13 protein-coding genes and 1 pseudogene (1 of these 14 cut by a window edge) are annotated in these 12,560 nt (G+C 63.5%); all 14 read left to right on the top strand.

Features of this window, described 5'->3' with window-relative positions:
• The first annotated feature begins 242 nt into the window (after nucleotides 1-242).
• Nucleotides 243-1,202, top strand: coding sequence for an MFS transporter (locus tag G5V57_RS07715; protein WP_165166950.1), 960 nt, complete (start codon nucleotides 243-245; stop codon nucleotides 1,200-1,202).
• A complete protein-coding gene (locus G5V57_RS07710; protein WP_246737671.1) occupies nucleotides 1,085-1,501 on the top strand; it encodes an MFS transporter in 417 nt (138 codons plus the stop codon). The genes G5V57_RS07715 and G5V57_RS07710 overlap by 118 nt, the downstream gene beginning before the upstream one ends.
• A gap of 176 nt (nucleotides 1,502-1,677) precedes the next feature.
• Nucleotides 1,678-2,913, top strand: coding sequence for an NAD(P)/FAD-dependent oxidoreductase (locus tag G5V57_RS07705; protein WP_165166948.1), 1,236 nt, complete (start codon nucleotides 1,678-1,680; stop codon nucleotides 2,911-2,913).
• Between the two features lie 300 nt (nucleotides 2,914-3,213).
• Nucleotides 3,214-4,782 (top strand): signal recognition particle protein, encoded by a 1,569-nt coding sequence (gene ffh, locus G5V57_RS07700; RefSeq protein WP_165166947.1) that lies wholly within the window; start codon nucleotides 3,214-3,216, stop codon nucleotides 4,780-4,782.
• Between the two features lies 1 nt (nucleotide 4,783).
• A complete protein-coding gene (locus G5V57_RS07695) occupies nucleotides 4,784-5,290 on the top strand; it encodes a GNAT family N-acetyltransferase (protein ID WP_165166946.1) in 507 nt (168 codons plus the stop codon).
• A 20-nt stretch (nucleotides 5,291-5,310) separates the two neighbouring features.
• On the top strand, nucleotides 5,311-5,682 hold the full coding sequence (gene rpsP, locus G5V57_RS07690) for a 30S ribosomal protein S16 (protein WP_165166945.1): 372 nt from the start codon (nucleotides 5,311-5,313) through the stop codon (nucleotides 5,680-5,682).
• A gap of 9 nt (nucleotides 5,683-5,691) precedes the next feature.
• Nucleotides 5,692-6,225, top strand: a complete 534-nt coding sequence (rimM, locus tag G5V57_RS07685) for a ribosome maturation factor RimM (protein WP_165166944.1) — start codon at nucleotides 5,692-5,694, stop codon at nucleotides 6,223-6,225.
• A complete protein-coding gene (gene trmD / locus G5V57_RS07680; RefSeq protein WP_165166943.1) occupies nucleotides 6,222-6,914 on the top strand; it encodes a tRNA (guanosine(37)-N1)-methyltransferase TrmD in 693 nt (230 codons plus the stop codon). Before rimM ends, trmD begins: the two co-directional genes overlap by 4 nt.
• 52 nt (nucleotides 6,915-6,966) lie before the next feature.
• Nucleotides 6,967-7,389 (top strand): 50S ribosomal protein L19, encoded by a 423-nt coding sequence (gene rplS / locus G5V57_RS07675; RefSeq protein WP_165166942.1) that lies wholly within the window; start codon nucleotides 6,967-6,969, stop codon nucleotides 7,387-7,389.
• Between the two features lie 74 nt (nucleotides 7,390-7,463).
• Entirely contained in the window at nucleotides 7,464-8,282 is an 819-nt protein-coding gene (locus tag G5V57_RS07670; RefSeq protein ID WP_165166941.1) for a bifunctional 2-polyprenyl-6-hydroxyphenol methylase/3-demethylubiquinol 3-O-methyltransferase UbiG, read from the top strand.
• 196 nt (nucleotides 8,283-8,478) lie between these two features.
• Nucleotides 8,479-9,774, top strand: a complete 1,296-nt coding sequence (locus G5V57_RS07665; RefSeq protein WP_165166940.1) for an amidohydrolase family protein — start codon at nucleotides 8,479-8,481, stop codon at nucleotides 9,772-9,774.
• A gap of 122 nt (nucleotides 9,775-9,896) precedes the next feature.
• Nucleotides 9,897-11,228 (top strand): NAD(P)-dependent oxidoreductase, encoded by a 1,332-nt coding sequence (locus tag G5V57_RS07660; RefSeq protein ID WP_165166939.1) that lies wholly within the window; start codon nucleotides 9,897-9,899, stop codon nucleotides 11,226-11,228.
• 10 nt (nucleotides 11,229-11,238) lie between these two features.
• Nucleotides 11,239-12,549: an NAD-dependent dihydropyrimidine dehydrogenase subunit PreA gene (gene preA, locus G5V57_RS07655; RefSeq protein WP_165166938.1), complete on the top strand. Its 1,311-nt coding sequence runs from the start codon at nucleotides 11,239-11,241 to the stop codon at nucleotides 12,547-12,549.
• Nucleotides 12,549-12,560 (top strand): annotated as a pseudogene (locus G5V57_RS07650) (transposase) (its annotated part continues 503 nt past the right edge of the window); the annotation flags it as partial. The gene preA and the pseudogene G5V57_RS07650, both read left to right, overlap by 1 nt.

Genomic DNA, 12,560 nt, shown 5'->3' with positions numbered 1-12,560 from the left:
ATTTGAAAATCGCTGTTGAAAGATCCCCTCTCCCCCTGCGGGGGAGAGGGTTAGGGTGAGGGGGAAACCAGCAGCACGATCCTGGTGAATTGTCAGAGTGACTGCTGTCAGTTCCCCCTCACCCTCCCGATGCTTCGCATTGGGGGCGAGGGTATAAGGGAATCCGATCCATCAGCATCCGCGATGGGTTCATCAAATAAATTCGCTGGACTGACGCTTGCCCGGCTGGCCATCTGCCGGGCATGACCAGCATTTCCGACTCTTCCCCAGACATCGCGCGCCGGATCAATCCCTGGGTCGTGGTGTGGTTGTGCTTCGCCGTCCTTTCCATCGTGATGTCGGCGCGCCAGGTCGTCGCCATCATGACCGACGACTGGACGAGAACGCTCGGCTGGTCGAAAACCTTCATCGGCACGGGCCAATCGGTGGCGCTGGTGATGATCGCCATCGTGGCGCCGATCGCCGGCAATCTCGCCGACCGCTATGGCGCCCGTCTCATGCTCACCCTGGGGCTGCTTGTCGTGGCGGCAGGCCTTCTGATCTTCGCCGCCTATCCGGTCGCCGCACTTTATATTGTCGGCTACGGGCTCGTCGGCGGCGTGGGCTTCGCCACCGCCAACATGCATCTGATCTCGACCGCCGTCGCCAAGCTGTTCAGCGAGCAGAGGGGACTTGCCACCGGCATCGCCAATTCGGGCGCCACCGCCGGACAGTTCGTCACTGTTCCGCTCGTCACCGCGGGGCTCGCTTATGTGAGTTGGCGGTGGAGCATCGTCGCGGTCGCGGTGGTCTGCCTCGTCATGGCGGCGGTCATCTGGGTGGCGCTCAAGCCGCCGGCAGGGGCAGAGGCAGAGGACAAGGCGGTGCTCGCCGAACCGCAGGAGGCGCTGTGGACGCGGCTCAAATTCCTGCTCACCAATCCGACCTTCCAGATACTCTATTGGAGCTTCTTCATCTGCGGCGTCACCACCACCGGCGCCATCGAGACGCATTTCCTGCCCTATGCCGCCTTTTGCGGCTTCCCCCGGTGCCGGCCTCGGGCGTCTATGGCGCCATCATGGCCATCAATCTCGGCGGCATGTTCCTGTCGGGCTGGCTCACCGACCGGGTCAACCGGCCGTTGCTTCTGGGCACCATCTATATTGTGCGCTCCTTCTCGTTCCTGGTCCTCATGCAGGTGGGCACGAGCTACGAGATGCTGATCCTCTTCGCCTTCATCTACGGCATTTTCGATTATTCGACGGTGCCGCCGACCGCCAGCCTCGCCGCCTCGCATCTGGGGCTCAAGATCATGGGCCTCGCCATGGGACTGATCAGCGGCGGCCATGCGCTGGGCGGCGCGCTCGGCTCCTTCATGGGCGGCTATCTGTTCGACCTCTTCGCCCGCTACACGGAAATGTGGTGGGCCGCCTTCGGCACCGCTGTGCTGGCCGGCATCATGGTCTATTTCGTGAAGGAGGACCGGTCGCGGAGAGGGCTGCTGCTGTCGCCGGCCAATTGAGGCTTGCCTAAGGCAGTCCGTCAAGACATTCTGACGTTACGGGAGAGGGCGCTAGCGCGTGATCAGGAAAAGTGGCACCGGTTTTCCGTCCGATCACGCGCTAAACATAAGATTCCGATCACGTTATCACTTCAGGTCGAACCGACCTGAAGTGATCGTGATCTAGGGAGCGCAGCATGACGTCAGCAGCAGATGTCCTGATCGTGGGCGCCGGCGCCGCCGGCCTCGGCGCCGCCAAGGCGCTCATCGCCCAAGGCAAGAGCGTGCGCGTGCTCGAAGCGCAGAGCCGCATCGGCGGGCGGGCCCTGACCGTCAGCGACAAATTCGGCGTGCCCTTCGACTGGGGCTGCGCCTGGCTCCATGCCGCCGACCGCAATCCGTTCTTCGACGAGGCCATCGCGCAAGGCGCCACGCTGCAGCATCACGATCTCAATCTCGACCGGCTCTATTTTGGGTCGCGGCGCGCCACCGCGGTCGAGATGGCGAAGATGTTCAAGGCCGATTTCGAGCTTTCCTCTGTCCTCGAGCACAAGACCGCGAAGGGCGACAGGCTCGCCGAGCTGCTCGAGGTGAGCTCCATAGGCGCGGCGGCCGCGACCTATGCCGGGCCCATGGATTTTGCTCAGGATACGGATGAAATATCGGTGGCCGACCTCATGTCGGCGGCCGATCTCGATCCCAATTTCCTGGTGCGCGAAGGCTTCGGCGCCATCGTCGCCAATTGGGCGAAATCGATCGCGGTGGAGCTCGATACGCCGGTCAAGAGGCTGCGCTGGGACGGGCCCGGCGTCGTCGCCGAGACGCCGCGCGGCGAGGTGTCGGCCAAGACGGCGATCGTGACCGTGTCGACGGGTGTTCTGGCCTTCGGGGGATTGCGCTTTTCGCCGGATCTGCCCTTGGCGCAGGACGAGGCGATCCACAATCTGCCGATGGGGCTTCTCACCAAGATCCCGCTCGAGATCAAAGGCGACCGGCTGGGCCTCAGGCCCTTCGAGGACGTTCTCATCGAGCGCCACGGGCATCACGATGTCTATTTCCTGTGCTTCCCCTTCGACTGCGATCTGGTCGTCGGCTTCGTCGGCGGCGACTTCGCCTGGGAGCTGTCGGCGGCGGGAGAGGCCGCGGCGGTCGACTTCGCGGTGCAGAACCTGGCGCGCACCTTCGGCGCAGGCATCGAGAAGCAGATCGGGCGCACCGCCATGACCGACTGGGGCGCCAATCCCTTCACACGGGGCGCCTATGCGTCGGCGCGGCCCGGCTTCGCCGGGGCCCGCAAAAGCCTGATGGAACCGGTGGGCGAACGCATCTTCTTCGCCGGCGAGGCACTGGGGGGAACGCTTGTCCAGACCTGTGCCGGGGCCAGGCTCTCTGGCGAGGCGGCCGCTCTCCAGGTTTGCCGGCACCTAACATAGGGGGATCGTCCTATCAGGGCTTAAGATTGACTTTTGTGGGCCCTGTCTCTAGAACACGCCTGAATTTCAAGACGCTTGAACGTCTCAGGGCCTTATCACACATGGGATTGATCCCGGGAGGTGATGAGCCGGCATCCGGCAGCGCGTGGCGCCCCCGGGTGTTTTTTGCGTTTGAGTGGCGCGCTTCCCGCCAAAGTTGTTCGACTTTGGCGATAAGGAAGCGTGCAGGACTAATGTTTTCGAGCGTTTTACCCGGTCGGATCGGATGATCCGACCGGGAAGGCTCTAAAGGAAACGAGTATGTTTGACACACTGCAAGAGCGGCTTTCCGGCATTCTCGACAAGCTCACCGGGCGCGGTGCGCTGTCGGAGGCCGATGTCGATGCGGCGATGCGCGAGGTCCGCCGGGCCTTGCTCGAAGCCGACGTGGCGCTGGATGTGGTGCGTGGCTTCATCGACAAGGTGAGGGAAAAGGCGGTCGGCGCCGAAGTGGTCAAATCGGTGACCCCCGGCCAGATGGTCGTCAAGATCGTCCATGATGCGATGGTCGAGACGCTGGGCTCGGAAGGTGCTGCACTCAATCTCAGGGCCTCGCCGCCGGTGCCGATCCTGATGGTGGGTTTGCAGGGTTCGGGCAAGACGACCACCACCGCCAAGATCGCCAAGCGCCTGCAGGAGCGCGAGAAGCGCAAAGTCCTGATGGCCTCGCTCGACACGCGGCGGCCCGCCGCGCAGGAACAGCTCGCCATTCTCGGCCAGCAGACGGGCGTCGAGACGCTCCCCATCGTCAAGGGCCAGACGCCGGTCGAGATCGCCAAGCGGGCGATGTCGGAAGCACGGCGCGGCGGCTTCGATGTGGTCATGCTCGACACCGCAGGCCGTCTCCATATCGATGAGGAGCTCCTGGCCGAAGCAGCCGCGGTGCGCGATATCGCCAAGCCGAACGAGACGCTGCTGGTCGCCGACGCGCTGACCGGACAGGACGCCGTCAATCTGGCGAAGAGCTTCGACGAGAAGATCGGCATCACCGGCATCGTGCTGACCCGTATCGACGGCGACGGCCGCGGCGGCGCCGCTCTGTCGATGCGCGCCGTCACCGGCAAGCCGATCAAGCTCATGGGCACCGGCGAGAAGCTCGACGGGCTCGAGGATTTCCACCCGCAGCGCATCGCCGGGCGCATTCTCGGCATGGGCGACGTGGTCAGCCTGGTCGAGCGCGCCGCGCAGACGATCGACGCCGAGAAGGCGAAGCGCATCGCCGAGCGGATGAAGAAGGGCGCCTTTGATCTCGAGGATCTCGCCGATCAGCTGCGCCAGCTGCAGAAGCTCGGCGGCATGTCGGGCATGATGGGATTGCTGCCCGGCATGGGCAAGATCAAGAAGCAGCTCGAAGGCGCCGATCTCGACAATTCGGTGCTGAAACGCCAGATGGCGATCATCGGATCGATGACGAAATTCGAGAAGCGCAACCCCAAGGTGATGAACGCGTCGCGCAAGAAGCGCGTGGCGGCGGGCTCGGGCACCAAGGTCGAGGAGATCAACCGGCTGCTCAAGATGCATATCCAGATGGCGGATATGATGAAGAAGATGGGCGGCAGCAAAGGCCTGATGAGCCGCATGTTCGGCGGCAAGGGCGCCCCCGACGCGGCGGAGCTCGAAAAGATGCAGGCCGAGCTCGCCAAGATGGATCCCAATGCGATCCCGGCCGAGCTGAAGGACATGATGCAGGGCGGGGCACTCCCCGACATGCCGAAGCTGCCGGCGGGCCTTCCGGGGCTCGGCGCGGGCAGACTTCCGGGTCTTGGCGGCCTGCCGGGCCTGGGCGGGCCCACCTTCAAAGGCTTGCCGGGACTGGGCAAGAAGAAATGACATGGCCCATCCCGAATTCGAGACAGAAAGGCTGCGCTTGCGCCAGTGGCGCGAAAGCGACGTCGATCCGCTCTTCGACTTCTATCGCGACCCGCAATCGGTCACTGTCTATGACAGCGGCGATGTCGCGCGCAGCGATGTCTGGCGCCGTGTCGGCCTCTTCATCGGCCATTGGCAATTGCGCGGCTACGGGCCATGGGCCCTCGAGGACCGCGCGAGCGGAAAATTCGCCGGGCAGTGCGGTCTATGGTTTCCCGACGGCTGGGGCGATCCGGAAATCGGCTGGGGTATCATGCCGGAATTCCGCGGCAAGGGCTTTGCCAGCGAAGCGGCTGAGCGCGCCCGCGCGCACGGCTATCGCACCCTCAAGCTTGCGCGTCTCGTCAGCTACATCGATCCCGGCAACACGGCCTCGCAGCGCGTCGCCGAGAAGCTTGGCGCCAGGAGGGAGGGTGAATTCCTCCTCAAAGGCAAAAAACACCACGTCTATCTGCATAACCAATACTGAAACTTCCAAGGAGAACTAGAATGTCCCTCAAGATCCGACTGTCGCGCGCCGGCACCAAGAAGCGGCCCTATTACCACATCGTGGTCGCCGATGCGGCCTCGCCGCGCGATGGCAAGTTCATCGACGTCGTCGGCGCCTTCAACCCGATGCTCGGCAAGACCGACGAGAATCGCGTGAAGCTCGACGCCGAGAAGGCCGCCGCCTGGTTGAAGAAGGGCGCCCAGCCGACCGACCGCGTGCTGCGCTTCCTCGACAAGGCCGGCCTCAAGAAGCGTGACGCCCGCAACAACCCGAAGAAGGCTCTGCCCGGCAAGAAGCGCCAGGAGCGCGAGAAGGCTGCCGCCGACGCCGCCGCCAAGGCCGCTGAAGCTGCCGCCGCGTCGCAGAGCTGAGACTGAGGGATGGTCGCGCCCGGCGCTAAAGTGCTGGCCGGTGTCATTACGGCTGCGCATGGCATCAAGGGCGAGGTGAAGCTCAGGAGCTTCACCGGCGATCCCGAGGCGATCGCCTCCTATGGGCCTCTCATCACCGCGCGGGGCGAAAGCCTCGAGATCGAGAAGCTCAGAGCCCAGAAGGAAGGCTTCATCGCCGTCCTCAAGGGCGTGCGCGACCGCAACCGGGCCGAGACCCTGAAAGGGGCCGAGCTGTTTCTCGAGCGCGCGCAATTGCCGGAACCCGAGGGTGATGAGGTCTATCTGGCCGATCTCATCGGGGTGACGGCGGTGAGTGCCAGCGGCGAGAAATTCGGGACGGTGATCGCGGTGCCGAATTACGGCGCCGGCGATCTTCTCGAAATCCGCCGTGACGGCGTGAAAGAGACGGTCCTGGTGCCTTTCGCCGAAGACTATGTGCCGAGGATCGATCTCGAGAAGGCCGAGCTCACACTCGATCTGCCCGAGACCTATCTGGATGATGGCGTGCCCGACGACCAATGAGCTGGCACGCCACCATCCTGACGCTGTTCCCGGAGATGTTTCCGGGGCCGCTCGGCACCTCGCTCGCCGGCAAGGCGCTCAGCGGTGGCATCTGGTCGATGGAGGTGCGCGATATCCGCAGCTCCGCCACCAACCGGCACCGCACGGTGGACGATTCCCCGGCGGGCGGCGGGCCCGGCATGGTGATCAAGCCCGATATCCTCGCGGCGGCGATCGACCAGGCCGAACATCAGGGGCCGAGGCTTCTGATGAGCCCACGCGGCGAACGTCTTACGCAAGGGTTGGTCCGGCATCTGGCGGCGGGACCCGGGGCCCTCATCATCTGCGGCCGGTTCGAGGGCGTGGATGAAAGGGTGATCGAGCGGCGACAGCTGCGCGAGGTCTCGCTTGGGGATTTCGTCCTGTCGGGCGGCGAGCCGGCCGCGCTGGCGCTTTTGGACGCAGTGGTGAGGCTGTTGCCGGGCGTCATGGGCGATGAGCGGTCGGGTTTCGAGGAGAGCTTCGAGGACGGGCTCCTGGAGCAGCCGCAATATACTCGCCCACGGAGCTGGGAAGGCCTTGAGATTCCTGAGGTTTTACTCTCCGGCGACCATAAGGCGATGGCCCGCTGGAAGAAGGAGCAGCGGGAAAGGCTGACCGAGATACGCCGCGCCGATCTTTGGCAGGCTTATGTGCAGAGAAAGAATTGATTTTACCCGGCTCAGCAGGTAAAGAGCCGCAACTCCAAAAGGACTGATTGTCATGAATATCATCGAACAGCTCGAAAAAGAGCAAGTAGCGGTGGTGGCTGCGAAGCGCGCCGTTCCCGAATTTGCCCCCGGCGACACGGTCATCGTGAATGTGAAGGTCGTCGAAGGCGACCGCAGCCGCGTGCAGGCCTATGAAGGCGTGGTGATCGCGCGTTCGGGCGGCGGCCTGAACGAGAACTTCACGGTTCGCAAGATTTCCTATGGCGAAGGCGTGGAGCGCGTCTTCCCGGTCTATTCGCCGCTGATCGACTCGATCAAGGTGGTGCGCCGCGGCCATGTGCGCCGCGCCAAGCTCTATTACCTGCGTGGCCGCACCGGCAAGTCGGCGCGTATCGCCGAGAAGCAGCGCGCCATGGTGCCGACCACTTCGGATGCCGTTCCGGCGACCGAAGCGAGCGAAGCCGACAAGGCATAATCCAAGTTTCAGCTTATTGAGATTGGCGCGGGCCGGCTCATCGAGCTGGCCCGTTTCCTTTTCGGGGAATTCACATGGACAAGCAGAGTTATTTCGACGCCAACCGCAAGAGCTGGGACGAGCGCGTGGCGATTCATCGCCGCGATGAGACCGGCTTCTATGATGTGCAGAAGGTTCTCGATGGCGGCGACAAGCTCAATGCCATAGAGGCGTCAGAGATCGGCGATGTGAAAGGTCTGCGCATCGCGCATCTGCAATGCCATTTCGGCCTCGATTCGATCTGTCTTGCCAGGCGCGGCGCCTCGGTTGTCGGGCTCGATTTCTCATCGGCCGCCGTCAAGGAGGCCGGCGCGCTCGCCACGCGACTCGCCGTCGATGCGCAATTCGTCGAAGGCAATGTCTATGACGCGCGCCAGCTTCTCTCGGGCGACTTCGATATGGTCTATGTCACCTGGGGCGCTATCAACTGGCTGCCGGATATCGCGCAATGGGCCAAGGTCGTCGCCTCGCTCCTCAAGTCCGGCGGGCGGCTTTATCTTGCCGAAAGCCATCCGAATGTTCTTCCCTTCGACTGGGTCAACGGCCGCGTCGCGCCGCGCTTCGACTGGCGCACGCCCAAGGATGTGCCCATCAGCGACGAGACGCAAAACACCTATACCGGTGCCGCCGACATTCTCGTCAACAAGAAGGTCTATGAGTGGCAGCATCCGCTGTCCGACATCATCAACGGCCTCATCGCGGCGGGCATGAGCCTCGACTGGCTGCACGAGCATCCGGCGCTGACCTGGCCGCTCTTCCCCAATATGACGGCCGGTGAAGACGGGCTCTACCGCCTGCCCGCGGACCATGCGCAGCTGGCGCTTTCCTTCTCGCTCCAGGCGAGGAAGGGGTAGGCCCCACCCGGCGCTGCGCGCCACCCTCCCCGCAAGAGCGGGAAGGGAGAAGTTGAACATCTCCCTCCCGCGCGCGCCTGCGCGGGGAGGGTGGATCCTCGCGAAGCGAGGAGACGGGTGGGGGGCTCGGCTCATATTGAGCTCTCCGCGACTCTTGAGTATGCGAAGCGGGACACTCCTTCTGTGAGCGGAGCCCATGACCAGTGATCTGATCGTCAGAAACGCGACCCTGCCCGATGGCCGGACGGGGCAGAGCATATTGTGCCGCAACGGCCGTATCGCCGAGATCGGCACGGTGCCGGCGATCGCCGGCGCCCGCGAGATCGACGCCTTGGGCTATCTCGTCTCGCCGCCCTTCGTCGATGCGCATTTCCACATGGATGCGACCCTCTCGCTTGGCCAGCCGCGGCTCAACCGCTCAGGCACGCTGCTCGAAGGCATCGCGCTGTGGGGCGAGCTCAAGCCGCTCCTCACCCATGAGGCCGTCATCGAGCGGGCGCTGCGCTATTGCGACCTCGCGGTGTCACAGGGGCTGCTCGCCATCCGCACCCATGTCGATGTATGCGACGACCGCTTGCTCTGTGTCGAGGCGCTGCTCGATGTGCGCAAGAAGATCGCACCCTATATCGATCTGCAGATCGTCGCCTTCCCGCAGGACGGCTATTACCGCTCGCCCACAGCGGCAAAAAATCTCGAGCGCGCTCTCGATATGGGTGTCGATGTGGTGGGCGGGATTCCGCATTTCGAGCGCACCATGGCGGATGGTGCCGAGAGCCTCAAAGCCTTGTGTGAGATCGCGGCGAAGCGCGGCCTCCTGGTCGATATCCATTGCGACGAGACGGATGATCCGATGTCGCGCCATGTCGAGGCTCTCGCCTATGAAACGCAAAGGCTCGGTCTCCATGGCCGGGTAGTCGGATCGCATCTCACCTCCATGCATTCGATGGACAATTATTACGTGTCGAAGCTGATGGCGCTGATGGTGGAGGCGCAGCTTCATGCGACGCCCAATCCGCTCATCAACATCACAATTCAAGGCCGGCACGACACCTACCCCAAGCGGCGCGGCATGACGCGAGTGCCGGAACTGCGCCAGGCCGGCATCAATGTCTCTTTCGGCCAAGATTGCATGCTCGACCCCTGGTATTCGCTGGGCCAGGGCGACATGCTGGAGGCGGCCCATATGGGCGTGCATGTGGCGCAGATGACGAGCCGCGAAGGCATGCGTTGGTGCTTCGATGCGGTGACGGTAAATCCCGCCAAGGCGATGCATCTCGATGGCTATGGCCTGGAGAAGGGATGTCATGCCGACATGGTGGTGCTGCAGGCCGGGGATCCGATCGAGGCGATCAGGCTCAAGCCGCAGCGGCTCTTCGTCGTCAAGCGCGGCGAGGTGATCGCCGAGGCGCCGCTCAGAGTGACGGCGCTCCATCTCGACGGGCGGCCGAAAGCGGTGAACGGCGCCGATTACGCGCCGCAAGCACAAGGCTAGGACGATCAGACCTATGGGCCTCCCACTCATTTTTTGACCTTTTGATAAATAATTTGACCAAATGAGAAAACTGATTCAGTATTTCTTGACCGGCGCAAAGACCGGATGCGAGGAGACTACCCATGGGCCATCCCGACATTGCGGGCCGGCGTCTGCCGAAAGACGCCTATGCGAAAAATTTCAGCGACCTGCATCCGCCGCTCAGCACGCATGAGGCTCTGGTCGAGAGCGACCGGTGCTATTTCTGCTACGACGCGCCTTGCCAGCAGGCTTGCCCAACCTCGATCGACATTCCGCTGTTCATCCGCCAGATCGGCGCCGGCAATCCGAACGGGGCCGCCGAGACGATCTTCGAGCAGAACATATTGGGCGGCATGTGCGCCCGCGTCTGCCCGACCGAAACCTTGTGCGAGGAAGCCTGCGTCCGTGAAAAAGCGGAAGGCAAGCCGGTCAAGATAGGCCTCCTGCAGCGCTATGCCACCGACACGCTGATGCGCTCCAAGGAGCATCCCTTCCAACGAGCGGCAGCGACGGGCAAGAAAGTGGCGGTTATCGGGGCGGGGCCGGCGGGCCTCGCTTGCGCTCACCGCCTGGCATTGCATGGCCATGACGTCACGATCTTCGAGGCGCGCAAGAAATCGGGCGGCCTCAACGAATATGGTATCGCGGCCTACAAGACCGTCGACGGCTTCGCTCAAGACGAAGTCGATTTCATCCTCGGTATCGGCGGCATCGCCATCGAGCACGGCAAGGCGCTGGGCAAGCAGATCGGGCTCGAGACCTTGCGCAAGGACTACGACGCCGTGTTCCTCGGCATGGGATTGCAGGGCGTCAACGCGCTCAACACGCGCCATGAGGAGAGCGATGGCGTCGAGGATGCGGTCGACTACATCGCTGAGCTTCGCCAGGCGAAAGACCTGGGCAAATTGGCGGTCGGGCGCAAGGTGCTGGTGATCGGCGGCGGCATGACCGCCATCGATATCGCGGTGCAGTCGAAGCTTCTGGGCGCCGAGGACGTCACCATTCTCTATCGGCGCGGCGCCGAGCAGATGAAGGCCTCCGGCTTCGAGCAGGAACTGGCGCAAACCAAGGGCGTCAAGATCAAGCATTGGGTGATGCCGAGGAAGGTTTTGGTCAAGGACGGCCAGGCCATCGGCCTCGAATGCGAATATACGGAAGAGAAGAAGGGCAGGCTCCAGGGCACCGGCGAGACTTTCAAGCTCGCCGCCGACATGATCTTCAAGGCGATCGGCCAGACCTTCGTGCCGGAGCCGATGAAGGAGGCGATCGTGCTTGACGGCGGACGCATCAAGGTCGACGCTTCCCGCCGCACCAGCCTGCCCGATGTGTGGGCAGGCGGCGATTGCGCGGCAGGCGGACAGGACCTCACCGTCGCTGCCGTTGATGACGGCCGGCGCGCCGCTGAAGCGATCCATAGCTATTTGTCAGCCTAAGGAGAACCCCATGGCAGACCTCCGCAGCAATTTCGTCGGCATCAAGTCGCCGAACCCGTTCTGGCTCGCCTCGGCGCCGCCGACGGATAAAGAATACAATGTGGTCCGCGCGTTCAAGGCGGGCTGGGGCGGCGTCGTGTGGAAGACGCTGGGCGAGGACCCGCATATCGTCAATGTGAACGGCCCGCGTTATGGCGCCATCCATTCGGGCGACCGGCGGCTGCTCGGCCTCAACAACATCGAACTGATCACCGACCGGCCGCTGCAGACCAATCTCGACGAGATCAAGCGCGTCAAGCGCGACTGGCCGGACCGCGCCATGATCGTCTCGCTGATGGTGCCCTGCGAGGAACAGAACTGGGCGGCTATCCTGAAGCGCGTCGAGGAGACGGCGTGCGACGGCGTCGAGCTCAATTTCGGCTGTCCGCATGGCATGTCGGAACGCGGCATGGGTTCGGCGGTCGGGCAGGTGCCGGAATATATCGAGATGGTGGCGCGCTGGTGCAAGGCCAATACGCGCATGCCGGTGATCGTCAAGCTCACCCCCAATATCACCGATGTCAGGAAGCCGGCGCGCGCGGCCAAGCAGGGCGGCGCCGACGCCGTGTCGCTGATCAACACGATCAATTCGATCATGAGCGTCAATCTCGACAGTTTCGCGCCGGAGCCGACGATCGACGGCAAGGGCACGCATGGCGGCTATTGCGGTCCGGCGGTGAAGCCGATCGCGCTCTCCATGGTGTCGGAGATCGCGCGCGACGCCGAGACGAAAGGCATGCCGATCTCCGGCATCGGCGGCATCACCAACTGGCGCGATGCGCTCGAATTCATCCTGCTCGGCGCCGGCACGGCGCAAGTCTGCACCGCCGCCATGACCTATGGCTTCAAGATCGTGCAGGAGATGATCTCAGGCCTCGAGAACTGGATGGACGAGCGCGGCTTCACGCATCTCGACGAACTCGTCGGCAAGGCGGTGCCCAATGTCACCGACTGGCAGTATCTCAATCTCAACTACGTCGCCAAGGCGCATATCGACCAGGACAAATGCATCCAGTGCGGGCGCTGCTATGCCGCCTGTGAGGACACCTCGCATCAGGCGATCTCGAATGCGCCCAAGAACGGCAAGCGCCATTTCGAAGTGATCGAAGAGGAGTGCGTGGCCTGCAATCTCTGCGTCGAGGTCTGCCCGGTCGAGAGCTGCATCACCATGGTGCAGATGACGGAAGGCACCGATCCGCGCACCGGCAAGAAGATCGATCCCAAATACGCCAACTGGACGACGCATCCAAATAATCCGGCGGCGAAGATGGCGGCGGAGTAGAGCGGCCGATC

Origin of the sequence: Nordella sp. HKS 07, from assembly GCF_011046735.1 — a bacterium.
Lineage (GTDB): Bacteria > Pseudomonadota > Alphaproteobacteria > Rhizobiales > Aestuariivirgaceae > Taklimakanibacter.
This window is presented reverse-complemented; position numbering and strand designations above follow the sequence as displayed.